Origin of the sequence: Sphingomonas sp. UNC305MFCol5.2, assembly GCF_000712135.1 — a bacterium.
Taxonomy (GTDB): Bacteria; Pseudomonadota; Alphaproteobacteria; order Sphingomonadales; family Sphingomonadaceae; genus Sphingomonas.
This window is the reverse complement of the sequence record NZ_JOOE01000002.1, coordinates 899,201-921,565: the sequence shown is the minus strand read 5'-3', so window position 1 is coordinate 921,565 and position 22,365 is coordinate 899,201. Positions and strand designations below refer to the sequence as shown.

The window sequence follows — 22,365 nt, the reverse complement described above, 5'->3', positions numbered from 1 at the left end:
GGCTTCTGGAACGACGCCGAGGGCGACCGGTTCTTCGGGATCGAGAACGTCCAGGGCTCGGCCTGGGGCGACTATCTGGTCGGCAATGGCGGGACCAACGCGCTGTACGGCGGCGGCGGCAATGACCTGCTCGCCGGTGGCGCGGGCGCTGACTTGCTCGACGGCGGCGCGGGCAACGACACGATCGACTATACCGGCAATTTCGGCGGGGTCGCGATCAGCCTGCGCGCCGGCCAGGGGAGCTGGAACGCGGCCGAGGGCGACAGTTTCGTCGGTATCGAGAACGTCAAGGGCACCAGCTTCAACGACATCCTCGAGGGCGACGCCAATGCCAACATCCTGACGGGCGGCGGCGGCGAGGACCTGTTCGTGTTCGGCACCGGCTTCGGGGTGGACACGATCAGCGACTTCGCCGGCAACGGCGCGGCCAGCGGCGACCGGATCCAGTTCGGCGCGGGGATGTTCAGCGGCTTTGCGGACATGATGGCGCACGCGACGCAACAGGGCAGTGACGTCGTCATCACGCTCGACGCGGGGAACATCCTTCAACTCGCGGGAGTCCAGCTGAACAATTTGGCCAGCGGAGATTTCCTGTTCTGATCGAGACAAGGGCGGCAGGGGTGATCTGGAGTCCCATTCTGCCTGCTTGAACTTATTCTCCGGCGGAGGCCCCGACCTCCGCCGGTGAACAATTCGTTTCAAACTGGCTGGATCAAGGCCGCATGTGGCCGTTGCACGCCGTCCGCTTCGCCGAGGGCTCGCGGCGGCGCGACTTCCTCTCCCTAAGGTGGTCATCGTTCGTTCAGCGATCGGGGCAGATGTTCTTGTTCGAGAACATGGGGAGAGGCAGGCCATGCAGTATAAGCGCGCGACGCGGCTGGGCATTTTGGGCAGCGCGCTCGCGCTTTCGGCATGCATGATGCCTTATGACGGGGGGCCGTACCAGGCACCGCCGCTGCCGGTGTACAGCGCCGACGAGAGTCCCGACGCCTATGCCTATATCGACCGTGCGGATTCATTGTGGGACGTGATCGGCAATGCGCCGCCCGATTATGCCTTTCCCTTCGAGGGGGCCGAGCCCTGGGCCTGGCAGCTGCAGGACGGCGATTCGATCATCGTCGAGGAGACGCCCGAAGGCATCCAGAGCTATTATTTCGGCCCCGAAGCGCAGGGGCCGTTCCTCGCGGTGCGGCCGGGGATGAGCTTCGGCTTTTCCGGCGAGACTGTGGCGGTGGTCTATGGCCCCGATGGCGGCGCGATGCCGCGTACCGATGGGGCGGCGCACCTCGAGGAAGGCGTGGCGCTCTATGCGCGCGGCCGATCGCTGCGGCGGGCGATGCAGCAACGGCAATGGCGCGAAGTCGACAGCCAGGCGTGGATCGACACGAGCCCGATCCTCTGGGGTAGCGTGCAGATCTGGGACGAAGGGCGCGTGCGTCATCCGGGCTGGGGACGGCATCACGACCGGTGGCGCGACGCGGAGTGGCGGCGGCGGTCCGAGGCGGAGCAGGCACGCCGTCGCGCACTGGCCGAGCAATTCCGGCGCTGGCGCGAAGGCGGCTTCCAGGGGCCGCCGCCGGGCCGTTTCCATCGGCCGGGCGAGCATGGCCCCGGCGCGGGACGGCCCGGACGGCCGGGCGAGCCGGGAACATGGCGTCCGCGCCAGCCGGGACAATGGGGCAGGCCGGACGGCGCCGGCGCGGGGCGTCCGCCGCGGCCGGATGCGGGGCAGCCCGGAACGCCGCCCCGGCGCGGGTGGCGCTGGCGCGATCGGCCGGCGATGCCCGGTTCCCCCGTGGTGCGGCCGGGCGATGCGGAAACGCTTCCGCTCCCCGCTCCGGGCGCGGCGCCGATCCGTCGGCCCGGTTGGGGCGGGCGCCCGCATCCGACCGGCGGCGAGGGCGGGGCTGCCGGCCCGGCACAGCGCCCGGAAGGCACCAGTCCGCGCCCGCCGCGCCCCGATGGCGCGCGGCCCGGATGGTTCCGCCAGCGCCCGGATGCCGGGGCGGGAACGCCGGATGCCCCACCGACCCCGCGGGCGCCGCGGGGAGGCGGAATGTGGAATGGGCCGCGGCCATCGCGGGACTCGAGCGCGCCCCGGCCCCAGCCGCCACGTCCCTCCAGCGAACCCCGCGCCTCTCAACCGCCGGCACCGCGCGCTGCGCCTCCACCGCCACGCGAGCCAAGGACTCCGATCTCGGTGCAGACGGGAAAGCGGCAAGCGCCCGATCCCGAGTGAGTCCTCCGCTCAAGCCGACTTGAACGGAATCAGGCTCTCATATTGCGCGAGCGCCGGCGCCGCCGGGATGATCGCGCGATGGCGCAGCAGGAAGGCGTGGCGGACGATCTCGGCCTGCTGCTCGAGCCCGTATTTCTCGAACGCTTGTCCGGGTTTGAGCGCATAATCGTAGCGGCAGAAGGGGTGGCGTTTGATCGGCAGGAAGATGCCCTTCTGATGCTGCCAGATATGCGTCATCTCATGGACGAAGAGACCCTGCACGCCGAGCGGCGCGGCGCTGAAATCCTCGTGATAGATGCCGCTCTTCGGGTGGAAGTGGATCGTCCCGCGCGGCGCCATCGTGGTGTTGGACGGCTGGAAGAAGATCCACTTGCTGTTGGCGACGCGCGCCCTGGAATAATCGATCGCATCGCCGAAGACCGAGGCGCACATGCGGGTTTCCCCTTCGGTGAGCGGGCGGACGGTCATGAAGGCAGCATGGCCATTCGGCGAGCGCTTGTCACCGGGATTTGTCCGGGGGACGGGGATGGCTGTCATTGCCGCCAGTTCTCCCTCTCCCCTTCAGGGGGAGAGGGTCGGGGAGAGGGGAAGTGCGGCAAAGTGGCGATTCCTGCCCCTCTCCCGGCTCGCTTCGCTTGCCACCCTCTCCCCTGAAGGGGAGAGGGAATGACGGTCCGCAACTGCGCCGAAAGCCGCCGTCACGTCTTCCGGGTCAGCTGTCTTCCTTGCCGGTGCATTCGCCGACGCGCTTCGATTCCATCTTCATCGATATCGTCATGTTCGTCATCGGCTGGCCCGGCGTTCCCGCGCTCTTGCTGGTCATGGCCATCTGGAAGCTGTCGCTCGAGAAATTGCCCTTCATCGTCGCGTGCATCGTCCCGCCCGGGCCCTGGCCCTTGCACGTCATCGCGGCGTCGAGCTGGCCATTGGCCATGCTGAAATGGTCGTAGACGCAGCTGTTGTTGCTGCCGGCGAAGAAATCGGCGGTGGGCTTGTTGGCTTGCTCGGGCGTGAGGCAGTTGGAGAAACTGTGGCCCTTGGCCATCTGGGCCTTCATCTTCTCGCCCATCTCGGCAGGCATGCCGGGCACCTGCATGTCGGTGATCGTCGCGGTGCCCTCCCAGCGGCCGGGGGACATGCGCGTACCGCCGGCGGCGGTGACCTTGGCGGCGACTTCCTTGGTGGTGGCATTGGTCGCCTCGACCGAGGGACCCGAATTGCACGCGGCAAGCGCCATCGGCGCGAGTATCAGCAGGTATCTCATCGCTGTTCCCCTGTTGACGCGCAGTGATTGCGCGTGCCCGGGCCCATCATATCGGCTCGGCGGGGCGATGCAATTCAGGCGGCGCGGAGCCAGATTTCCGCTTTGTCGAGCGCGGCGGGATCGTCGACGTCGATCCAGTCGAGGTCGCTGCAGTCGATCGTCAGCGCGGTGCCCTGTGCGGCGAGCACGCGCATGCCTTCGGTGAGCGAGGGCGATTCGAGGCCGTTCAGCGCGGCGAACAGGCCGGGGCCGATCGCGAAGACGCCGGTGTCGAAACAGTCGTAATCGGGCAGATGCTTGCCGATCGCGACGATCGCCTCGCCCTCGGTGCGCACGGCGGTGACGTCGTCGAGATCGACGAGGTCGCTGGTGATGTTGCGATCGATCGCGAGGCGGGCGCCGCCACCGGCGCCGGCCTGCGCGACGCGGGCATAGAGCGCAGGATCGACGAGATGGTCGCACATCGCGAGCAAGGCTTCCTCACCCGCCACGGCGGCTTCGGCCGCGAGGACCGAGACGCCGTTGGGCTGGCGATAGTCGCGAGTGCGGACGGTCTCGACGGCGATCGGCCAGTCGCCGGCGGCGAGGTGCGCCTCGATCCGATCGGCCTCATAGCCGAGCACCACCACCACCCGTGCCAGTCCGGCCGCGGCGAAGCCGTGGATGGCATGCTCGATCAGCGGCTTGCCGCCGACCGGGCACAAAGGCTTGGAGGCCGCCGCGGCGCGAAGGCGGCTGCCTTCGCCCGCGGCGAGCAGGATGGCGGTGGTGATCACCGGTTCAGGCGGCGGCGATGAACTGCTCGACTGCGGTCTGGGCGAGGTCGTCGGTCATCTGCGTGCGCGGATGCTTGCAGAAATAGGCCGAGGCGGCGTCGATCGGGCCACCGAGGCCGCGATCCTTGGCGAGCTTGGCGCAGCGGATCATGTCGATCGCGACGCCGGCGCTGTTGGGCGAATCCTCGACCGACAGGCGCAGCTCGAGGTTCATCGGCACGCCGCCGAACATCGAGCCTTCCATGCGCAGGAAGCAGACCTTGTTGTCGTTCTGCCACGGCACGTAATCCGACGGGCCGATATGGACGTTCTCGTCCTCGAGCCGCTCCGCGGCGACCGACTGGACCGCCTCGGTCTTCGAAATCTTCTTCGAGGCGAGGCGGCGGTGGTTCGACATGTTGAGGAAGTCGGTGTTGCCGCCGGTGTTGAGCTGATAGGTGCGATCGAGCTTGACGCCACGCTTGGCGAAGAGGTCGGTCAGCACGCGGTGGACGATCGTCGCGCCGAGCTGCGCCTTGATGTCGTCGCCAATGATCGGCACGCCCGCCGCGGTGAAGCGATCGGCCCATTCGGGGTTGCTGGCGATGAAGACGGGGATGTTGTTGACGAACGCCACGCCGGCCTCGAGCGCGCATTCGGCGTAGAATTCGGATGCTTCCTGCGACCCGACGGGGAGGTAGTTCATCAGCACGTCGGTCTTGGTCTCGCGCAGCACGCGGATGACGTCTTCCTTGGTCGCCTCGCGATCGTTGGCGACGACGAAGGTACGGTCGTCATTATAGTCCGACATGTGCTCGGCGACGCCGTCCATGACGCGGCCCATCTGGACCTTGGTGCCGGTCGGCTCGACCGTCGCGCAGAACACCGCGGTGCAATTGGGCTTGGCGAAGATCGCGTCGGCGACATCCTTGCCGACCTTGCGCGCATCGACGTCCCACGCCGCGACGACATGGATGTCGCTCGGGCGGTAACCGCCGAGATCCCAGTGCATCAGGCCGATCGTGTCGTTGGCGCCGTCACGATAATGGCTGAGGCCCTGGACGAGCGAGCTGGCGCAGTTGCCGATGCCGACGATCGCGATGTTGATGCTCTTCATTGCGGTTCAGGTCCTCTGGATATGTGATTGTGAAGAAGAAGGATGTTCGGATGCCGCCCCCGCATTGCGGAGGAGGCGGGACTCGACGGTACGGTGCCAGGTCAGGCCGACGACGAGGATCGCCGTCAGCGGAATGAGCTCGAACCAGAAAAAATAGCGCGGATTGCCGGCGAGGCAGGCAAGGAAGATCGCGTAGACGCGGACATTCGCGCTGAGCAGCGACATCAGCCGCATCGGCTTCGCCGCACGCGCGCCATAGGCCTGGCCGAGCGCGACGGGATCGCCTGCGCGCTGGAGCGTCGCGTCGAACACGAAGGCGATGCGATCGACGCTGCCGGCGACGCCGTCGTAGAGGCGCACCAGCGGGTTGCGACTCGGCGCGGGCGGCGGCGAGACCTGCCCCTTGCAGCGGCGGTGGAAACGGGCGCGCTCGCCTTCGTAGAGGCTCGACTGCACCGCGTGGAGCACGCCGGCGGCGATGGCGAGGGCCCAGATTTCGAGCGTGCCGATCGAGCTGGCGATGAGGATGTAGATCAGGGCGAACACGCCGTGATCGCAGATGCCGTCGAGCGTGCGGCCCAATGCGCTCGCGGTCCCGGTCGCGCGTGCGACCATGCCGTCGAGCCCGTCGGCGATCAGCCAGCCGATCGAGAAAAGCAGGCCGAGAAATGCGAAGGGCCAAGCGTGCCAGCTCGCATAAGCGAGCGCGGCGAATCCGCCGAGCAGCAGCCCGATCACCGACACCGCATTCGCCGATATTCCGCGCGCGACGAACCAGGGGAGCAGGGCTCGCCCTGCCGGGTGAATGATCCAGAGGTTGGTCGGATCCTCGATCCGGCGATCCCGCGATCCGTCCGGGGGAGGAGATGTCATCGGCCCGTCACATACAGCGCCGGGAACGCAATCATCAAGTCATTTGCGCCGAAACCGCCAGGGATTCGGAACCGCGGGAGGGAAAATGCGTTGTCCGGCGCCTCTCCTGCGCCGGGGCGACGGCCGGATTTCGCGCCTAAGCCGCTATGTTGCCAGCAATTTATGCCGGGCCGCGATTCTCGGGATCGGGCGAGGGCGTTCAGATATCAGTCAGATTCTCCTGAACCATATCGATTTCGCGGACGCCGCGGTTGCGCCGGGCAGTGTTCACGAGCGAACGGAGCTCCTCGCGCCGGGCGCGGGCACGCTCGACGTCGCGGATGATCAGGGGGCCGTCGCGCGTCGTCTCGTCCGACGAGGTGATGCTGATCGTACCGAGATCGGCGGTCTGGTTGATGATCGTGAAATCGATGCGTACGTCCTTGACGCGGTAGAGCTCGATCTCGTCGATCGACTTGATCAGGATGCCCTGGTGGAGGATCAGCCGGTCCTCGGTCACTTCATAGGTGGTGGAGAGATTCTGGATCCAGCGGGCGAACAGGAGCAGCAGCCCCGCGACGAGCAGGATCGGGAACAGCCACGCCCAGGCCGCCACCGGCCGCTGGGCGAGCGCCCAGATCGAACCGACCAGCCCGACGAGCATCAGCAGGATCGTCCCCCAGCCGGCGAGCGTGCCGCGAAGCCAGCCCAGCGTGGACGAACGGAAACGATCGACGGTCTCAGGCATGAACGGGCCTCCCTTTGGGGGGAGGATAGCGTCTGACATTTCTCCCGTCACCCCGGCCGAAGTGCCGGGGCCACCGGGAGGCAAGCGAAGAGCAAGAGGCTCGAACATTTCGTGTGAGGCACAGTAGACCCCGGCACTTCGGCCAGGGTGACGATTATTGGTTCGGCGGCGGGTCGCCTGCGCCGACGACCTGGGCCTGTATCTCCAGCCGCTTTCCGCCGGCAAAGGCGAGCGTGAGCGGAATGCGCGTGCCCGGCTTCACGCCTGGGCCGAGATCGAACAGCATGACGTGGCGGCCGCCGGGCATGAATGCGACTTCGCCCTTCGCCGGGACGGGGACGTCGCGCGTCGGTTGCATCGATTTCACGCCTTGATGATCCATCGTCTCGTGGAGCTCGGCACGCAGCGCCGCGGGTGTCGAGACCGTGAGCAAGGTATCCGCCTGCGCTCCGCCATGGACCGTGAAATAGGCCGCGCCGGGGCGACCGGCGACCGCGGGGAGGCGCACCCAGCCATGGTCCGCGCCGAGCTCGGCGGGCTTGCCGCACCCGGCGAGCAGCAACGCCGCCGCAACGATCCCCGAAATTCCACGCATCCACTCAACTCCCATTTCGGGAAAGTTCCTATAATTCCACCCTTCTTGCGGCAAGCGGAAGCGCACCTATATCGCTTTCGGACATGGTTCCCGCGCTGCCTGATTTTGGGGGCGAGGGGAGCCAAGGTTTTGATTTTTAACACTGAGCAATTGAACACTGGGGGCCACGAGGGACCATGGCAAAAGTAATCGGTATCGATCTGGGCACGACCAACAGCTGCGTTGCCGTAATGGAAGGCGGCAAGCCCAAGGTCATCGAGAATGCGGAAGGCGCACGTACCACGCCTTCGATCGTCGCCTTCGCCAAGGACGGCGAGCGACTGGTCGGCCAGCCGGCGAAGCGCCAGGCGGTGACCAACGGCGACAACACCATCTTCGCAGTCAAGCGCCTGATCGGCCGCCGTTTCGACGATCCGATCACCAAGAAGGACACCGAGCTGGTGCCTTACACCATCGTGCGCGGCGGCAATGGCGACGCATGGGTGCAGGCGGGCGGCGAGGATTATTCGCCGTCGCAGATCTCGGCGTTCATCCTGCAGAAGATGAAGGAGACGGCGGAGTCGTATCTCGGCGAGACCGTTTCGCAGGCCGTCATCACGGTTCCGGCCTATTTCAACGACGCCCAGCGCCAGGCGACCAAGGACGCCGGCAAGATCGCAGGCCTCGAAGTGCTGCGCATCATCAACGAGCCGACCGCGGCGGCGCTCGCCTATGGCCTCGAGAAGAACGAGAACAAGACGATCGCGGTCTATGACCTTGGCGGCGGCACGTTCGACATCTCGGTGCTCGAAGTCGGCGACGGCGTGTTCGAAGTGAAGGCGACCAACGGCGACACCTTCCTCGGCGGCGAGGATTTCGACTCCAAGGTCGTCCAGTTCCTCGCGGACGAGTTCCGCAAGGCCGAGGGCATCGATCTCACCAAGGACAAGCTCGCGCTGCAGCGGCTGAAGGAAGCCGCCGAAAAGGCCAAGATCGAGCTGAGCTCGGCGCAGACCACCGAAGTCAATCTGCCGTTCATCACCGCCGACGCCAATGGGCCGAAGCACCTGGTCAAGGCGATCAGCCGCGCCGATCTGGAGCGTCTGGTCGACGACCTGATCCAGCGCACGCTCGAGCCGTGCCGCAAGGCGCTGGCCGATGCCGGTATCAAGGCGAACGCGATCGACGAAGTCGTGATGGTCGGCGGCATGACCCGCATGCCCAAGGTCCGCGAGATCGTGAAGCAGTTCTTCGGCAAGGAGCCGCACACCGGCGTGAACCCCGACGAAGTCGTGGCGATCGGCGCGGCGATCCAGGCTGGCGTGCTGCAGGGTGACGTCAAGGACGTGCTGCTGCTCGACGTGACTCCGCTGAGCCTCGGCATCGAGACTTTGGGCGGCGTGTTCACCCGGATGATCGATCGCAACACGACGATCCCGACCAAGAAGTCGCAGGTCTATTCGACTGCCGACGACAATCAGCAGGCGGTGACGATCCGCGTGTTCCAGGGCGAGCGCGAGATGGCGGCGGACAACAAGATCCTCGGCCAGTTCGACCTGGTCGGAATCCCGCCGGCGCCGCGCGGCGTGCCGCAGATCGAAGTCACCTTCGACATCGACGCCAATGGCATCGTCAACGTGTCGGCGCGCGACAAGGGCACCGGCAAGGAGCAGCAGATCCGCATCCAGGCCTCGGGCGGGCTCAGCGACGCCGACATCGAGCAGATGGTCCGCGACGCCGAGAGCTTCGCCGAAGAGGACAAGAAGCGGCGTGCCGCGGCCGAGGCGAAGAACAACGCCGAGAGCCTCGTCCACACCACCGAACGCCAGCTCGCCGAGAATGGCGACAAGGTCGATGCGAGCCTGAAGGGCGAGATCGAGGCGGCGATCGCTGAGACGAAGACTGCGATCGAAGGCGGCGACGCCGACGACATGCAGGCCAAGGCGCAGAACCTCGCCCAGGTGGCGATGAAGCTGGGCCAGGCGATCTACGAGAAGCAGGCTGCCGAGAACGCGTCGCCGAGCGCGGACGGTGCGGCTGCCGGGAGCGAGGCGGGCGGCGAGGAAGTCGTCGATGCCGAGTTCTCGGAAGTGGACGACAACAAGGCGTAACTCTTGGGCTTCCCTCCCTCTCCCCGCTTGCGGGGAGAGGGTCGGGGAGAGGGGGCTGGAAGAGAGGCGAGCGATGTCGGTGATTGCTGACGGACTGCCCCTCTCCCAACCCTCTCCCCGCGAGCGGGGAGAGGGCTTTTTTGAATGACCACCGAAGTCGATTATTACGAGCTGCTCGAATGCGAGCGCAATGCGGACGAGGCGACGCTGAAATCGGCGTATCGCAAGCTCGCGATCAAATATCACCCGGACAAGAATGGCGGGTGCAAGGATCACGAGGCCAAGTTCAAGGCCGTCAGTGAAGCCTATGACGTCCTGAAGGATCCGCAGAAGCGCGCGGCATACGATCGCTTCGGCCATGCCGCGTTCAAGAACGGAATGGGCGGCGGCCCGGGGCATGGCGCGCAGGATTTCGGCGCGTTCAGCGACATCTTCGAAAGCGTGTTCGGCGAGTTCATGGGCGGCCGCGGCGGGCGCCCGAACCTGCGTGGCGCGGACTTGCGCTACGACATGGAGATCAGCCTCGAGGATGCCTGGCACGGGCGGACGAGCGAGATCACCGTCGATGTATCCGGCATGTGCGATACGTGCTCGGGAACCGGCGCGAAGCCGGGAACGCAGGCGCATGCATGCAAGCAGTGCAACGGCCACGGCAAGGTGCGCGCGCAGCAGGGCTTCTTCATGGTCGAACGGACCTGCCCGGTCTGCCACGGCGCCGGCGAAGTGATCGCCGATCCCTGCCGCGACTGCCGCGGCGAGGGCCGCACCGACAAGACCAAGACGCTCAAGATCAACGTGCCGCCGGGCGTCGACGAAGGCACGCGGATCCGGCTGAGCGGCGAAGGCGAGGCCGGCGCGCGCGGCGCACCGGCGGGAGACCTCTACATCTTCATCCACGTCGCCAGGCACTCGATCTTCGAGCGGCAGGGCACGACCTTGTTCGCCAATGCGCCGATCAGCTTCACCACTGCGGCGCTGGGCGGCGAGATCACTTTGCCCGGGCTCGACGGCGAGAAGCACGTCATCAAGATCGCGCCGGGCACCCAGCCGGGCCGTGAAGTCCGCCATCGCGGCGCCGGCATGCCGGTGCTGCAGGGCCGCGGACGCGGTGACCTCGTCGTGCGGCTCGAAGTCGAGATGCCGACAAGGCTGACCGCGAAGCAGCGCGAGTTGCTCGAGGAATTCCGCTGCACCGAAACGGGCGACGAATGCCCGCAGACGAGCGGGTTCTTTGCCAAGATCAAATCGGCTTTGGGGTGACGGCGCGCGGGGCCGGGTAGTCGGCCCTGCGCGATTGCTGGAACATCCAGGAGAGCTTAGCATCGCCTGGGGCGATCCCGCGCTCCCCGGGGGAATTTCATGTCGACGCTTTCGATGTCGCAGCTCGTCGCGATCAGCGGTCTTTATCCCAGCCCCGGCGATTGGTCTGCCGCCTTCACCGCCGGAATGATCCAGAGCTATGCCGGGGGAGTCGCCATCTTCGGTGCGCCGCCCGCCCAGGGCCAGTTGCTGCCGATCTCGCGATTTTCCATGCTCTATCCGATCATCAGCACGGCTTTCGGCGGCGATGGCCGGGTGACCTTCGCACTGCCCGACCTCGACCGGCGCAGCATCGTCGGCGGGCAGCAGCGGGGCATGGACGGGCCCGGCAGCCTGACGATGACCTATCTGATCGCGACACGAAGCCGAGAGGTGGCGCCTTTCGTCGGCGCGGTCGTCGCTTTTGGCGGCACCGTGATTCCGAGCGGATGGCTGGCGGCCGACGGCGCGCTCGTCTCGCCCGGCGCCTGTCCCGCGCTGTTCGACGCGATCGGCACGACCTTCGGCGGCGACGGCGAGAAAGACTTCGCATTGCCCAACCTCGACGGCGCCGCGGCGGTGGGCACCGGCGCGGGCGTGGCGCTCGGCCAGAAGGTCGCCGGGACGGTGCCGGGCCTGGGACTCAATTATGCGATCTGCGCCGGCTCCGGCATCTACCCTTCGTCGGACGGCCGCGGCGCCTTCCCCGACGACGATCCCGTCCTCGGCCAGGTGCTGGCCTATGCCGGGTCGGCGCTGCCCAAGGGGTGGATGGCGTGCGACGGCGCGATGCTTCCGGTGGCGCAGTTCCAGCCGCTCTTCTCGCTCATCGGCTATGCCTATGGCGGCAGCGGCCCGGCCTTCGCGCTTCCCAACCTGGCGGGCAGGAGGATCGTCGGCGGGACTCCAGGCGCGACCGGGGACGCCAAGATGGAAATGCCGACGCCCGAGTCGTGAGGCGGATAAAGCCCCTCCCCTGAAGGGAAGGGCTTGGCTGGCTCTCAGACAGTCGTCGCGACTGCGCGTCCGAGCATGCGCCACTGGAGCGCGGTGAGGAGCGCCACGGCGGCGGCCTGCGCACCGACAAAGGCAATGCCCAGCGCGCTGCCGCTCCACGGACTCGCGATCAGTGCCAGACTGGCCGCCACCCAGGCGACGTTCGCGGCGATCACTGCCTGAACAGGCCACCCTCCGCCGCGCCGCGCTGCCCAGAGCACGAACAGTGCGAAGGGGAACAGGATAAGGCCGGCCTCGCGGAGCAATGGCACGGGCAGTTCGGTCAAGCCGGCGATCGGGCCGGCCACGGCGACGAGAAGGCCGCCCATTGCGAGGCAGGTGGCGGCGTCGAACAGCATCACCGGGCGGAGCAACTGGTTGCGAGTCATGATCGTATCTCCCTTGCTTGAGGTGCCCCAAGCATGGCGATCGCCGGACGCAGGTCGATTACCCGAGACGTAATGGAATGTGTGCGCGCGCCGCGATACCAGCGGCGGGAGGGAGACATGCGATGGACAACCAGGTTCGGCCGCTGGGCGAGCAGATCAAGCATTGGCGCCAGCAGCGCCGGCTGAGCCAGATGGACCTCGCGCTCGATGCCGAGATCTCGACGCGGCATCTGAGCTTCATCGAGACCGGGCGCGCGCAGCCGAGCCGCGAGATGGTGCTGCTGCTCGCCGAGCAGCTCGAAGTCCCCTTGCGCGAACGCAACGCGATGCTGCTCGGCGCCGGCTATGCGCCGGTCTATTCGGAGCGGCCGCTCGACGACCCACAGCTGGCGCCGGCGCGGCGCGCTGTCGATCTGGTGCTCAAAGGGCACGAGCCGTTTCCGGCGCTCGCCGTCGATCGGCACTGGCACATGGTCGCGGCGAACGCGGCGGTGGCGCCGCTGCTCGAGGGGGTGGCGGGCCATCTGCTCGAAGGCCGCGTCAACGTGCTGCGGCTGAGCCTGCATCCCGAAGGGCTGGCGCCGCGCATCCGCAATCTCGGCGAATGGCGCGGACATCTGCTCGAGCGGCTGCGGCGGCAGGCGTGGCTGACCAGCGATCCGGCGCTGGCGGCATTGCTCGACGAGCTTTGCGGCTATCCGTCGGCGGAAGGGACTGGCGAGGCCGATGGCTTCGGCGAGGTAGTCGTGCCGCTGCGGCTGGATTCGCCGCTGGGCGAATTGCGGTTCTTCAGCACCACCACCGTGTTCGGAACGCCGCGCGACGTGACGCTCGATGAACTGGCGATCGAGGCATTCTTTCCCGCCGACGAGGAAACGCTGGAGCGCCTGGCCGGCCGATGATCAATGGCCGTTGTCGCTCCAGTGCGGCGGATCCGATGCGAGCTTGATCACGCCGTAGCTCGCGCCGATCGCGTGGAGGTCCTTGTTGGTGTTGCCCGAGCGCGGTGTCGAGACCGTGCGCGCATTGCCGGACTTGTCGCGGACCTTGATCGTGCCGGTCCAGCTGATCGTCATGTCGATCGCGCGGCCCTCGATATGGAGCGACGTGAGCGAGGGCTGGAAGGCGATGCCGAACAGATCGACCATCTCCTGCGCCCCCTTTTTCGATTTGGCGAGATCGCCGTGATCCCATTGGATCGTGCAGCCGGCGATGGCGGGGACGTCGCGCGGCGCGATCGAACCGTTGGCGACGCGGAAGCAGAAATGCATCAGCTGCGCCCGGCTGCGATTGCGGCGCGTGGCCGAGACCTTCACGTCGGCGCCGGCATCGCGGAGCGCCTTGACGAACGCAGTGACATTGTCGCGGAACGGCGGCACGAGATCGGTGATCGCGGCGCTGTTGGGGAATTGGGCCTGATTGGCGCGCCACCAGACGGCGCCGCTGAGCGCGGTCGGGGTCGGCGCGGGCGCGGGTGCGGGTGCGGAGGTTCCGGCGGTGAGCGCTTGCCACGTCCTGCCGCCGGGATCGATGCGCCCGTCGGGGTTCGCGGCGCCGAGCATGCGCGACTGGAAGGTCTTGATCGCGTCGATCGTGAGCGGGCCGCAGATCCCGGTGGTGGGGATCAGCTCCTGCCTGGTGGCGGTGAGCCAGCCGTTCAGCAGGTGCTGGACGACGATCACGTCGGCGAGTTCGTTGACTCCGCCTTTGCCCACCGATGCGCCGATCGCCATGGCATTTCCCCTTTGCCCTGGCGGAGGATACGCCCGATCGCGTGCAGTGGAAAGCGCCGCGGCGCTACTTCCCCCTCCCTTTTAGTGAGGGGTTAGGGGTGGGTAAGGAAAGCCGGGCTTGATGCCCGGCCTTTCCTTCTTTTCCGAGCGGCCCGATGGGCTCGCTACGCTCGCACCCACCCCCAACCCCTCCCTTGCAGGGAGGGGAGCAATCAGGCGAAGACGCGAGCGAAGATCGTGTCGACTTGGCGGAAGTGATAGCCGAGGTCGAATTTGTCCTCGAGTTCCTCGACCGAAAGCGCCGCGGTGACTTCGGGATCGGCCTTGAGCAGTTCGAGCAGCGAAAGCTCGCCGTCCGATTCCCACACTTTCATCGCGTTGCGCTGAACGAGGCGATAGCTGTCCTCGCGGCTGACCCCGGCCTGGGTGAGCGCGAGCAGCACGCGCTGCGAATGGACGAGGCCGCCCATGCGATCGAGATTCTTCTGCATCCGCGCGGGGTAGACGAGGAGCTTGTCGACGACGCCGGTGAGGCGGGCGAGTGCGAAATCGAGCGTGATCGTCGCGTCGGGGCCGATATAGCGCTCGACCGAAGAGTGCGAGATGTCGCGCTCGTGCCAGAGGGCGACATTCTCCATCGCGGGGATGGTGGCACTGCGGACCATGCGGGCGAGGCCGGTGAGGTTCTCGGTCAGCACCGGGTTGCGCTTGTGCGGCATCGCCGAGCTGCCTTTCTGGCCGGGTGAGAAATATTCCTCGGCTTCGAGCACTTCGGTGCGCTGCAAGTGGCGGACCTCGACCGCGAGGCGCTCGATCGAAGAGGCGATCACGCCGAGGGTCGCGAAGAACATCGCGTGGCGATCGCGCGGGATGACCTGCGTCGAGACCGGCTCGACCGCGAGGCCGAGCTTCGCGGCGACATGCGCTTCGACGCGCGGGTCGATATTGGCGAAGGTGCCGACCGCGCCGGAGATCGCGCAAGTGGCGATGTCTTCGCGGGCGGCGAGCAGGCGGGCGCGGTTGCGCTTGAACTCGGCATAGGCCTCGGCGAGCTTGAGGCCGAAGGTCACCGGCTCGGCATGGATGCCGTGGCTGCGGCCGATCGTCGGCGTGAACTTGTGCTCCTTGGCGCGGCGCTCGAGCACTTCGAGGAGCTTGTCGAGATCGGCGAGCAGGATGTCCGACGCGCGGGCGAGCTGGACGGCGAGGCACGTGTCGAGCACGTCCGAGCTGGTCATGCCCTGGTGCATGAAGCGCGCTTCCTCGCCGACCTGCTCGGCGACCCAGGTGAGGAAGGCGATCACGTCGTGCTTGGTCACTGCCTCGATGGCGTCGATCGCGGCGACGTCGATCGCAGGCTTGGTCGCCCACCAGTCCCACAAAGCCTTGGCCGCCGCCTTGGGCACCACGCCCAGTTCGGCGAGCGCCTCGGTCGCATGCGCCTCGATCTCGAACCAGATCGCGAAGCGGGTTTCGGGGGACCAGATCGCGGTCATCTCGGGCCGCGAATAACGGGGGACCATGCTTATACTCCGTGGACGGGCGTTGCGCGAACGCAACACGGCAATCGAAATGCGACGAGGCGCCACCTAGCAGGGGTGAGCCGTGACCGCAACGGCGGAAATTGGGAACTACAGTGCCAGTTTAGATGTTCATGGCTGCGAATAGAGACAGTTTCATGCTTCGTCGACTCAGATCTGATGAAGCAAATCACAGGAGATTCGCCCGATGTTGAAGACAGTTATTCTGGCCACGTCTATGCTTGTTGCTGTGCCCGCCTTTGCGCAGGACAAGCCTGCGACCAAGACTACGCATCCGCAGCAGCAAACGCCGGCCGCGACTCAGTCCAAGCCTGAGACCCCGGCGACGACCGACGACGCCGCGCCGGGAACGCAGGGTTCGGGCACGGTGGAGGAAGCTCCGCCCGCTACGACTCCGCCGGCCACCGAAGCCGCGCAGCCTACGCCGACCCAGCCGGCAACGCCCGCAGAGCCTGCGACTCCGGCACAACCGGGCACCGCGCCGGCCCAGCCGGCGACGCCCGCCACGCCCGCGCAGCCGGGCGCCACGACGCCGAGCGGCACCAGTGGCGCCGGCACCGCGCAGCCCGCAGCGACGCCGGATCAGGTTGGCCAGGCAGTCGGCCGCGATTTCGGCACCTATGACAAGGATTCGAACGGCTCGCTGAGCGATGTCGAATTCGGTGCGTGGATGAGCACGCTGCGCAAGGCGTCGGAGCCTGCCTTCGTGCCGGGTTCGCCCGAGGCCGGCGTCTGGCTCGGCCAGGCCTTCGCGCAGGCCGACACCGACCAGAGCAAGTCGGTCGACAAGGCCGAGCTCGCGAAGTTCCTGACGCCGAAGCCCTAAGCTCACCGCGCCGCACGCATGGCGCACCTCCCGAGCGGTCGCCGGATATCCGGCGGCCGTTTGGCATGTGGGGGTTTCGTGTCGGGTGCAGTCATTCTTCATTCTCCTCCCTTACAGGGAGGGGCGTGCCAGACGGCCACGCTATCGTTGAACTACGACTAGATCAGCCCCCGCGCGCGCAGGCTGGTATGGCCTTCCGCGCCCAGGATGATGTGATCGTGCACCGCGATGCCGAGGCGTTTGCCGGCCTCTGCGACTTGCCTGGTGATCTCGATGTCGGCGCGGCTGGGGGAGGGATCGCCCGAGGGGTGGTTGTGGACGAGGATGATCGCCGCCGAGCCGAGATCGATCGCGCGGCGGATCACCTCGCGGACATAGACCGGGGCTTCGTCGATCGAGCCCTCGTTCATCAGCTCGTCGCGGATCAGCATGTTGCGGGCGTTGAGATGGAGCACGCGGACGCGCTCGATCGCGTGGTGCGCCATGTCGGCGCGCAGGTAATCGAGCAGTGCCTGCCAATTGGCGAGGATCGGACGCGCGGCGACCTGATCGCGGAGCAGGCGGAGCGCGGCGGCGTGCGCGGCCTTCAACGCGGCGGCGCTGGTCTCGCCCATGCCGGGGATGCGCGCGATCGCCTCGGCATCGGCGTTGAGCAGGCCGGCGATGCCGCCGAATTCGGTGAGCAAAGCCTTGGCGAGCGGCTTGGTGTCGCGGCGGGGGATGGCGAGGGCGAGGAGATATTCGATCAACTCGTGATCGAGCAGGGCGTCCGGCCCGCCCTCGAACAGGCGCTGGCGCAGGCGGGCGCGATGGCCGGTGTTGTCGGGAGGGGCGACGGGCATGCGTGGACTATAACCGCATAAATCCATCCGTCATGCCGGACTTGTTCCGGCATCCACCGTGCTGCGAAGGAAAGGCTGGAACCTCTGGTCTTTTCGCTCGAAGGCGCGGTGGACCCCGGCACTTTGGCCGGGGTGACGGTTACGGAGGGCGCAGTTCGCAACGGTTGACTCAGCCGCCCCCCCATCCTAATCGGCCCCTGCCTTGGCGGGCTCGCCGCTCGGCACATGCGTCTGGCCTGCCGGAAACGGCTTACAGGAGAGGCAATTGGCCGAGAACGAGCCCGGACTGGACCCCTTGCCCGAGGATGCCCGCCTTAACTCGCTCGACGAGCGACTGAAGCGAGCCAAATCGGAAGAGGCGATCAGAACCGGCGCCGTGGATACCAAGGGCGATGCCAGCTATCGCCTCGGGAACCGCGTGCTGGCCGAACTGATCGGTTCCATGGTCGGAGGAGCAGTGATCGGCGGTACGCTCGATTGGCTGCTGGGAACCTCCCCGTGGCTCCTGCTCGTGCTGCTGTTCCTTGGAATAGCGAGTGCTTTCAGGAACATCATCAGGATTTCGAACCAGCGCTCGAAGTAGCTCTTCGGGCGCTTTGGCTAATGAAGCGGATCAACAAGCGTGGCGGCTGAATCAGGCAAGATCGACCCGATGCACCAGTTCGAGGTGCAGACGATCTGGGACGGCTTCAATGTTGCCGGCCATCAGATCGCCTTCACCAATTCGGCGCTGTGGATGTGCATCGCGGCCTTCGTCCTCTGGGCATTCATGCTGGGCGGCATGAAGCGCGCCGTGGTGCCCGGCCGCTGGCAGATGATGGTCGAGAATTTCACCGGCTTCATCGATTCGATGCTGGCGGCGAACGTGGGCAAGGAAGGGCGCAAATACCTTCCCTACGTGTTCTCGCTGTTCATGTTCATCCTGTTCGCCAACGTGCTCGGACTGCTGCCTCTGGGCCTGGTGGGCATCCATCCGTTCACTTTCACCAGCCATTTCACCGTCACCGGCGTGCTGGCGATCATGAGCTTCTCGATCGTGCTGATCGTCGGCTTCTGGAAGCACGGGCTGAAGTTCTTCTCGCTGTTCGTGCCGCACGGCACGCCGCTCTGGCTGATCTGGCTGATCCCCGCGATCGAGTTCGTCTCGTTCATGGTGCGCCCCTTCTCGCTGGGCCTGCGACTGTTCGTCGCGATGATCGCAGGGCACATCCTTCTGAAGGTGCTCGCGGGCTTCGTGATCAACGCCGGCAATGCCGGCCTGATCCCCGGCCTCGGCGTCGGCATCCCCAGCTTCGCGCTGATGGTCGGCATCTCGGCGCTCGAGATCCTCGTCGCCGGCATCCAGGCCTATGTCTTTGCGCTGCTCACGTCGCTGTACATCAACGACGCCGAGCATCTGCACTGAGTTTTCCGTAACCGTACCAACCAACAAGTTCGAAGCAGGAGTTTAGAAAATGGATCCAGCAGCAGCCAAGCTCATCGGCGCAGGTCTCGCGGCGATCGGCGCCGGCATGGCCGCCATCGGTGTGGGTAACGTCTTCGGTTCGTTCCTCGAGGGCGCGCTGCGCAACCCGGGTGCGGCCGACGGCCAGCAGGGTCGCCTGTTCATCGGCTTCGCGGCCGCCGAGCTTCTCGGTCTGCTCGCGTTCGTCGTCGCGATGATCCTGATCTTCGTCGCGTAACGTTTCCGGTTCGGGCCGGGGCGTGCCCCCGGCCTGCTCCTGGATAGGATAAAAATGCCTCAGATCTCCCAGCTCGCCGAGACCTTCGCGTCCCAGATCTTCTGGCTGCTCGTGACGTTCGGCTTCGTCTTCTTCGTCGTGGGCAAGATCATGCTGCCCAAGGTGCTGTCGACGGTCGATGCGCGCGACCAGTCGGTCGCCGGCGACCTCGCCGCCGCCGAGGCTGCGCGTGCCGCTGCCGACGCCGCGGAAGAGAAGTGGCGGGCCGAAGAGAATGCCGCGCGCGAAGGCGCGCAGAAGCGCATCGCCGAAGCGCGTGCGCAGGGCACTGCCGCGGCCGAGAAAAGGCTCGCCGCGGCGCATGCCGAGACCGATGCCCGCATCGCGGCGGCCGAGGCGCAGATCGCCGAAGCCAGCGTAGCGGCGGGCGCCGAGATCGAGGCAGTGGCAGCCGAGGCGGCACGCGACATCGTCGCGCGCTTCTCGGGCGCCAAGGTAACGGCCGCGGAGGCCAAGAAGGCAGTGAAGGCGGCGCTCAATGGCTGAGGCAGCACATCCGGTTACGGCCGAGCACGCCGTGACCACGGCTGAGGGCGGTGTCGCGCATCACGCCGACCCGTCGATCTTCGGGCTCGACGCCACGGTGTGGGTGTCGATCGCGATGGCGGTCTTCATCCTGATCCTGATCTGGAAGAAGGTCCCCGGACTGATCACGCGCGGGCTCGATGGTCAGATCGCGGCGATCCGCAACCGGCTCGACGAAGCGAAGCAGCTTCGCGCCGAAGCCGAGGCGCTGCGCGACGAATATGCCAAGAAGATCGCCGGCGCCGAGGCGCAGGCCCAGGCGATGCTCGCCCATGCCGACGAGGAGGCCAAGGCCGTGCTCGCCAAGGCCGAGAGCGACGCGGCCGAGCTCACCACCCGCCGCGCCAAGATGGCCGAAGACAAGATCGCCGCCGCCGAGCGCGCCGCGATCCAGGCGGTCCGCACCAAGGCCGCCGAAGCCGCGACCCGCGCCGCCGCGGCGATCATCGCCGACAAGCATGATGCCGGCGCCGACAAGGCGCTGGTCGACAAGACCATATCAGGGCTCGGCCGGCTCAACTGAGCCGCCGGGCGCCGCGTGCGCCCGGCTATGCCACCAGATCGTCCTGTATCTCCGTGCGGAAGCGTGCGGTGAGGAAGATGCGCGTGAGCACATATCCCTGGATCACGCCGACCGCCCAGAAATAGATGATCAGGCCGAGCGCATACGCGTGGGTTCGGCCGATATCCTGACTGAGCTGGGTCGCGAGCCCATCGACGAAGCGGCCGATCGACTGGAAGTTGACCAACCCGACGCCGACGAGGATCTTGGTCAGCCAGTCCGACACCGCCTCGACATTGGCGTTGGGGATCAATCGGCTGCGGATCTTCACTTCGGGATTGATCCGCGGCACCGCGAACAGGAAGCCGATCAGCGCGCCGACTGCGATGCTCGCCATCGCCCACAACACCGCGGCGCCGGTGTCGCGGCTGGGCCAGCCCGCGGCGAGAAAACCCGCGCAATTGGCCAATAATAGCAGCAGGGCGATCAGCGGCGTCCCCATGTCGCCGGATGCCCACCGGCTCGGATGGGCCTCCTGCGCTTCGACGCGCGTGCGCGGATCGGCGAGGCCGAGATGCGGATTGCGCCATAGATAGACCGAGCAGATCGCGAGCAGGATGTTGTTGGGCACCAGCACGGCACGCAGCCAGCCGGGAATCTGGCTGGCCGGATCGAGGCCGCTCTCGAGGATGTGATACATCGCCGGGAGCAACAGGACGAGCAGCACCAGCGAACCCATCGCCGCTGATTTGCGCATCTCGGGGACGAGGATCAGGATGCCCACCGCCACTTCGGCGATGCCGGTGACGATGACGATCGGAACGCGAAAGGGATCGTGGAAATAGCCGGGAAGCTGCAGGAGCGTGTCGGGAAGATGCGAAAAGTGCATCGATCCGAAGACGATCCACTGGATCGACAACATCAGGATGCTGATCCGCCCGGACAGCGTATAAGCGCGTTCCTGTGACATTCGGATTTCCCCCCGAAGTTCGACCGAGTGTCTCATACCCTTCGCCAATGTCCAGTGCGGGCCGTTTCGGGGTCTGGCGGGCGGGAGACATCGTGCTAGGCTGGAGCAATGGCATCGAAGCAACGGGACAGGCCGGCGGTCCAGGCGGATTCGGGAGCGAACCCCACGCGCTGGCTGAGCGTAGGCGGTGGGGTTGCGCTGGTGCTGGCGGCGCTGGCCGTATTGCTCGCCTGGCAACACGCGTCCGACGAGCGGCGTTCGGCCGAGGACGTGAAGGCACGCGTCGCGGCCGAGATGAACCGGATCGAAGCCGAAGCAGCGCGGATCGAACGCGAGGCGGGGAAATAGAGTATCGCCAACGCCGGGACCGCTGGCGTGGCGGCTGTGGTCCAGGTTGAGGACCTACACAAGCCATTGATAAATTGCAGTCATCCTGGCCTCGAGCCGGGATCCCGCTTCTTCTGCCGGTCCAGAACAGCGGGACCCCGCCTCAAGCCTGTCCTGAGCGCCTGCCTTGCAGGCAGTCGAAGGGGCTGGGGTGACGAGGAAGATATGAGTCAACCTAGCCCGGCTTGCGGAAGCGGTAGACGAACTGATCGGTTTTGCCGCGGATCGACGGGTCGAACACGATCGCGGTGTGCGGATCGGCCGGGTTGGCGAGCAGCGGCAGGCTGCCGTCGAACTTGAAGCCGGCGCCTTCGATCTCCGCGCGCGCGGCGGCGGGGTCGATGCGGTGGAGCTTGTCGGGCACCGCGAAGCCGGGATCGGCGGCGGCGACATGGTCGACCACCAGCAACACACCGCCGGGCTTGAGATTATCGTAGAGCCGCTTGGCCATCGCCGCGGCGAAGCCGGTGGGCGACTGCTTCAGGTGCAGATCGTGCCAGTTCTGCACGGTGACGATCGCGTCGAGCGGCTCGGCGAACTTCACCGTGGCGAGCGAATCGCTGAGCGGCGTGACATTGGCATAGCCCGTGGTCGCGGCCTTCTGCTCGTCGGCATAAGCGGCGCGAAACTTGATGAACTCGGCGGGCTGATAGGCATAGACATGCCCCTTGTCGCCGACCGTCTTCGCAAGGATGCGCGTGAAATAGCCGCCGCCCATGATGAAGTCGGCGACCTTGTCGCCGGGCTTCACGCCGGCAAAGGCGAGCAACTCGCCGGGATGGCGCGCCGCGTCGCGTTCCTTGTCGGTGGCGGGGCGGCCGGGATCGGCAAGCGCGGTCTGGATCGGCGCGGAGACGGTTTGCGCCTGTGCCGCGAGGGGTGCGGCGAGCGCGAGCAGGGCGGTGGTCACGAGCAGTTTCACGGCGACTCTCCCATGGTGTTTGAGCACACTA

The 22,365-nt window shown here is 66.7% G+C and carries 26 protein-coding genes; 13 read left to right on the top strand and 13 right to left on the bottom strand.

Annotation, left to right across the window (positions count from 1 at the left end; genetic code table 11):
- Both BR78_RS21980 and BR78_RS0111690 read left to right on the top strand, forming a co-directional pair.
- Positions 1 to 600: calcium-binding protein (locus BR78_RS21980; RefSeq protein WP_029936530.1), on the top strand; the 600-nt coding region annotated here is incomplete at its 5' end.
- A gap of 253 nt (positions 601 to 853) precedes the next feature.
- Positions 854 to 2,239: a hypothetical protein gene (locus tag BR78_RS0111690; protein ID WP_025561109.1), complete on the top strand. Its 1,386-nt coding sequence runs from the start codon at positions 854 to 856 to the stop codon at positions 2,237 to 2,239.
- 9 nt (positions 2,240 to 2,248) lie between these two features.
- Here BR78_RS0111690 and BR78_RS0111685 read toward each other — a convergent pair whose 3' ends face one another.
- From BR78_RS0111685 to BR78_RS0111655, 7 genes are all read right to left on the bottom strand, one after another.
- Positions 2,249 to 2,707: a hypothetical protein gene (locus BR78_RS0111685; protein ID WP_025561108.1), complete on the bottom strand. Its 459-nt coding sequence runs from the start codon at positions 2,705 to 2,707 to the stop codon at positions 2,249 to 2,251.
- Between the two features lie 244 nt (positions 2,708 to 2,951).
- A complete protein-coding gene (locus tag BR78_RS0111680; RefSeq protein WP_025561101.1) occupies positions 2,952 to 3,503 on the bottom strand; it encodes a DUF3617 domain-containing protein in 552 nt (183 codons plus the stop codon).
- 74 nt (positions 3,504 to 3,577) lie between these two features.
- Complete coding sequence (locus BR78_RS0111675; protein ID WP_025561102.1) at positions 3,578 to 4,279, bottom strand: phosphocholine cytidylyltransferase family protein; 702 nt, start codon at positions 4,277 to 4,279, stop codon at positions 3,578 to 3,580.
- A gap of 4 nt (positions 4,280 to 4,283) precedes the next feature.
- Positions 4,284 to 5,375 (bottom strand): inositol-3-phosphate synthase, encoded by a 1,092-nt coding sequence (locus BR78_RS0111670; protein ID WP_025561103.1) that lies wholly within the window; start codon positions 5,373 to 5,375, stop codon positions 4,284 to 4,286.
- Positions 5,376 to 5,381: 6 nt separating this feature from the next.
- Positions 5,382 to 6,248 carry a CDP-alcohol phosphatidyltransferase family protein gene (locus tag BR78_RS0111665; protein ID WP_025561104.1) on the bottom strand — a complete coding sequence of 289 codons (867 nt, stop codon included), beginning with the start codon at positions 6,246 to 6,248 and terminating at the stop codon, positions 5,382 to 5,384.
- A gap of 199 nt (positions 6,249 to 6,447) precedes the next feature.
- Complete coding sequence (locus BR78_RS0111660) at positions 6,448 to 6,975, bottom strand: PH domain-containing protein (protein ID WP_025561105.1); 528 nt, start codon at positions 6,973 to 6,975, stop codon at positions 6,448 to 6,450.
- A gap of 154 nt (positions 6,976 to 7,129) precedes the next feature.
- Complete coding sequence (locus BR78_RS0111655; protein ID WP_025561107.1) at positions 7,130 to 7,570, bottom strand: copper chaperone PCu(A)C; 441 nt, start codon at positions 7,568 to 7,570, stop codon at positions 7,130 to 7,132.
- A 176-nt stretch (positions 7,571 to 7,746) separates the two neighbouring features.
- On the opposite strand from BR78_RS0111655, the gene dnaK reads away from it, so the two are divergent.
- The 3 genes from dnaK (at position 7,747) to BR78_RS20960 (ending at position 11,916) form a co-directional block, all read left to right on the top strand.
- Positions 7,747 to 9,660 carry a molecular chaperone DnaK gene (dnaK, locus tag BR78_RS0111650; RefSeq protein WP_029936528.1) on the top strand — a complete coding sequence of 638 codons (1,914 nt, stop codon included), beginning with the start codon at positions 7,747 to 7,749 and terminating at the stop codon, positions 9,658 to 9,660.
- A 144-nt stretch (positions 9,661 to 9,804) separates the two neighbouring features.
- The gene (gene dnaJ / locus BR78_RS0111645; RefSeq protein WP_025587396.1) at positions 9,805 to 10,920 is read left to right on the top strand and encodes a molecular chaperone DnaJ; all 1,116 of its coding nucleotides are present in this window, start codon (positions 9,805 to 9,807) and stop codon (positions 10,918 to 10,920) included.
- 99 nt (positions 10,921 to 11,019) lie between these two features.
- A complete protein-coding gene (locus BR78_RS20960; protein WP_051683305.1) occupies positions 11,020 to 11,916 on the top strand; it encodes a tail fiber protein in 897 nt (298 codons plus the stop codon).
- A 44-nt stretch (positions 11,917 to 11,960) separates the two neighbouring features.
- Here the strand turns inward: BR78_RS20960 and BR78_RS0111635 are convergent, their stop codons facing one another.
- Positions 11,961 to 12,344, bottom strand: a complete 384-nt coding sequence (locus BR78_RS0111635; RefSeq protein WP_029936526.1) for a hypothetical protein — start codon at positions 12,342 to 12,344, stop codon at positions 11,961 to 11,963.
- Between the two features lie 122 nt (positions 12,345 to 12,466).
- Here BR78_RS0111635 and BR78_RS0111630 point away from each other — a divergent pair, with 122 nt between their 5' ends.
- Positions 12,467 to 13,246, top strand: coding sequence for a helix-turn-helix domain-containing protein (locus tag BR78_RS0111630; protein WP_029936525.1), 780 nt, complete (start codon positions 12,467 to 12,469; stop codon positions 13,244 to 13,246).
- Here the strand turns inward: BR78_RS0111630 and BR78_RS21735 are convergent, their stop codons facing one another.
- Entirely contained in the window at positions 13,247 to 14,077 is an 831-nt protein-coding gene (locus BR78_RS21735; RefSeq protein WP_156022295.1) for a peptidoglycan-binding domain-containing protein, read from the bottom strand.
- Positions 14,078 to 14,289: 212 nt separating this feature from the next.
- Positions 14,290 to 15,600 carry an adenylosuccinate lyase gene (gene purB, locus BR78_RS0111620; RefSeq protein ID WP_029936523.1) on the bottom strand — a complete coding sequence of 437 codons (1,311 nt, stop codon included), beginning with the start codon at positions 15,598 to 15,600 and terminating at the stop codon, positions 14,290 to 14,292.
- Positions 15,601 to 15,805: 205 nt separating this feature from the next.
- Between purB and BR78_RS0111615 the strand changes: the two genes are divergently transcribed.
- On the top strand, positions 15,806 to 16,444 hold the full coding sequence (locus tag BR78_RS0111615) for a hypothetical protein (RefSeq protein ID WP_231478235.1): 639 nt from the start codon (positions 15,806 to 15,808) through the stop codon (positions 16,442 to 16,444).
- Positions 16,445 to 16,602: 158 nt separating this feature from the next.
- On the opposite strand, the gene radC is transcribed toward BR78_RS0111615, so the two are convergent.
- Positions 16,603 to 17,286 (bottom strand): RadC family protein, encoded by a 684-nt coding sequence (gene radC, locus BR78_RS0111610; RefSeq protein ID WP_029728782.1) that lies wholly within the window; start codon positions 17,284 to 17,286, stop codon positions 16,603 to 16,605.
- Positions 17,287 to 17,551: 265 nt separating this feature from the next.
- Between radC and BR78_RS0111605 the strand changes: the two genes are divergently transcribed.
- The 5 genes from BR78_RS0111605 to BR78_RS0111585 all read left to right on the top strand — a co-directional run bounded on the left by BR78_RS0111605 (position 17,552) and on the right by BR78_RS0111585 (position 20,076).
- Complete coding sequence (locus BR78_RS0111605; RefSeq protein WP_029936522.1) at positions 17,552 to 17,869, top strand: AtpZ/AtpI family protein; 318 nt, start codon at positions 17,552 to 17,554, stop codon at positions 17,867 to 17,869.
- Between the two features lie 69 nt (positions 17,870 to 17,938).
- On the top strand, positions 17,939 to 18,691 hold the full coding sequence (locus BR78_RS0111600) for a F0F1 ATP synthase subunit A (protein ID WP_081855754.1): 753 nt from the start codon (positions 17,939 to 17,941) through the stop codon (positions 18,689 to 18,691).
- 49 nt (positions 18,692 to 18,740) lie between these two features.
- Complete coding sequence (locus BR78_RS0111595; RefSeq protein WP_029936520.1) at positions 18,741 to 18,968, top strand: F0F1 ATP synthase subunit C; 228 nt, start codon at positions 18,741 to 18,743, stop codon at positions 18,966 to 18,968.
- Between the two features lie 54 nt (positions 18,969 to 19,022).
- Positions 19,023 to 19,514, top strand: a complete 492-nt coding sequence (locus tag BR78_RS0111590; protein WP_029936519.1) for a F0F1 ATP synthase subunit B family protein — start codon at positions 19,023 to 19,025, stop codon at positions 19,512 to 19,514.
- Positions 19,507 to 20,076, top strand: coding sequence for a F0F1 ATP synthase subunit B family protein (locus tag BR78_RS0111585; protein ID WP_029936518.1), 570 nt, complete (start codon positions 19,507 to 19,509; stop codon positions 20,074 to 20,076). Before BR78_RS0111590 ends, BR78_RS0111585 begins: the two co-directional genes overlap by 8 nt.
- 25 nt (positions 20,077 to 20,101) lie before the next feature.
- Here the strand turns inward: BR78_RS0111585 and BR78_RS0111580 are convergent, their stop codons facing one another.
- Positions 20,102 to 21,025 (bottom strand): hypothetical protein, encoded by a 924-nt coding sequence (locus BR78_RS0111580; RefSeq protein ID WP_029936517.1) that lies wholly within the window; start codon positions 21,023 to 21,025, stop codon positions 20,102 to 20,104.
- A 108-nt stretch (positions 21,026 to 21,133) separates the two neighbouring features.
- Between BR78_RS0111580 and BR78_RS20510 the strand changes: the two genes are divergently transcribed.
- Positions 21,134 to 21,373 carry a hypothetical protein gene (locus BR78_RS20510; protein ID WP_037566474.1) on the top strand — a complete coding sequence of 80 codons (240 nt, stop codon included), beginning with the start codon at positions 21,134 to 21,136 and terminating at the stop codon, positions 21,371 to 21,373.
- 214 nt (positions 21,374 to 21,587) lie between these two features.
- Here BR78_RS20510 and BR78_RS0111570 read toward each other — a convergent pair whose 3' ends face one another.
- Positions 21,588 to 22,334 carry a class I SAM-dependent methyltransferase gene (locus BR78_RS0111570; RefSeq protein ID WP_029936516.1) on the bottom strand — a complete coding sequence of 249 codons (747 nt, stop codon included), beginning with the start codon at positions 22,332 to 22,334 and terminating at the stop codon, positions 21,588 to 21,590.
- Between the last annotated feature and the right edge of the window lie 31 nt (positions 22,335 to 22,365).

Coding starts and splice junctions, on each gene's coding strand:
- BR78_RS20510 (WP_037566474.1), top strand. CDS start 21,134: ATGGCATCGAAGCAACGGGACAGGCCGGCGGTCCAGGCGGATTCGGGA.
- BR78_RS0111635 (WP_029936526.1), bottom strand. CDS start 12,344: ATGACTCGCAACCAGTTGCTCCGCCCGGTGATGCTGTTCGACGCCGCC.
- BR78_RS0111615 (WP_231478235.1), top strand. CDS start 15,806: ATGTTGAAGACAGTTATTCTGGCCACGTCTATGCTTGTTGCTGTGCCC.
- BR78_RS0111580 (WP_029936517.1), bottom strand. CDS start 21,025: ATGTCACAGGAACGCGCTTATACGCTGTCCGGGCGGATCAGCATCCTG.
- BR78_RS0111690 (WP_025561109.1), top strand. CDS start 854: ATGCAGTATAAGCGCGCGACGCGGCTGGGCATTTTGGGCAGCGCGCTC.
- BR78_RS0111595 (WP_029936520.1), top strand. CDS start 18,741: ATGGATCCAGCAGCAGCCAAGCTCATCGGCGCAGGTCTCGCGGCGATC.
- BR78_RS0111585 (WP_029936518.1), top strand. CDS start 19,507: ATGGCTGAGGCAGCACATCCGGTTACGGCCGAGCACGCCGTGACCACG.
- dnaJ (WP_025587396.1), top strand. CDS start 9,805: ATGACCACCGAAGTCGATTATTACGAGCTGCTCGAATGCGAGCGCAAT.
- BR78_RS0111590 (WP_029936519.1), top strand. CDS start 19,023: ATGCCTCAGATCTCCCAGCTCGCCGAGACCTTCGCGTCCCAGATCTTC.
- BR78_RS21735 (WP_156022295.1), bottom strand. CDS start 14,077: ATGGCGATCGGCGCATCGGTGGGCAAAGGCGGAGTCAACGAACTCGCC.
- radC (WP_029728782.1), bottom strand. CDS start 17,286: ATGCCCGTCGCCCCTCCCGACAACACCGGCCATCGCGCCCGCCTGCGC.
- BR78_RS0111670 (WP_025561103.1), bottom strand. CDS start 5,375: ATGAAGAGCATCAACATCGCGATCGTCGGCATCGGCAACTGCGCCAGC.
- BR78_RS0111655 (WP_025561107.1), bottom strand. CDS start 7,570: ATGCGTGGAATTTCGGGGATCGTTGCGGCGGCGTTGCTGCTCGCCGGG.
- purB (WP_029936523.1), bottom strand. CDS start 15,600: ATGGTCCCCCGTTATTCGCGGCCCGAGATGACCGCGATCTGGTCCCCC.
- BR78_RS0111660 (WP_025561105.1), bottom strand. CDS start 6,975: ATGCCTGAGACCGTCGATCGTTTCCGTTCGTCCACGCTGGGCTGGCTT.
- BR78_RS20960 (WP_051683305.1), top strand. CDS start 11,020: ATGTCGACGCTTTCGATGTCGCAGCTCGTCGCGATCAGCGGTCTTTAT.
- BR78_RS0111680 (WP_025561101.1), bottom strand. CDS start 3,503: ATGAGATACCTGCTGATACTCGCGCCGATGGCGCTTGCCGCGTGCAAT.
- BR78_RS0111630 (WP_029936525.1), top strand. CDS start 12,467: ATGGACAACCAGGTTCGGCCGCTGGGCGAGCAGATCAAGCATTGGCGC.
- dnaK (WP_029936528.1), top strand. CDS start 7,747: ATGGCAAAAGTAATCGGTATCGATCTGGGCACGACCAACAGCTGCGTT.
- BR78_RS0111665 (WP_025561104.1), bottom strand. CDS start 6,248: ATGACATCTCCTCCCCCGGACGGATCGCGGGATCGCCGGATCGAGGAT.
- BR78_RS0111600 (WP_081855754.1), top strand. CDS start 17,939: ATGCACCAGTTCGAGGTGCAGACGATCTGGGACGGCTTCAATGTTGCC.
- BR78_RS0111685 (WP_025561108.1), bottom strand. CDS start 2,707: ATGACCGTCCGCCCGCTCACCGAAGGGGAAACCCGCATGTGCGCCTCG.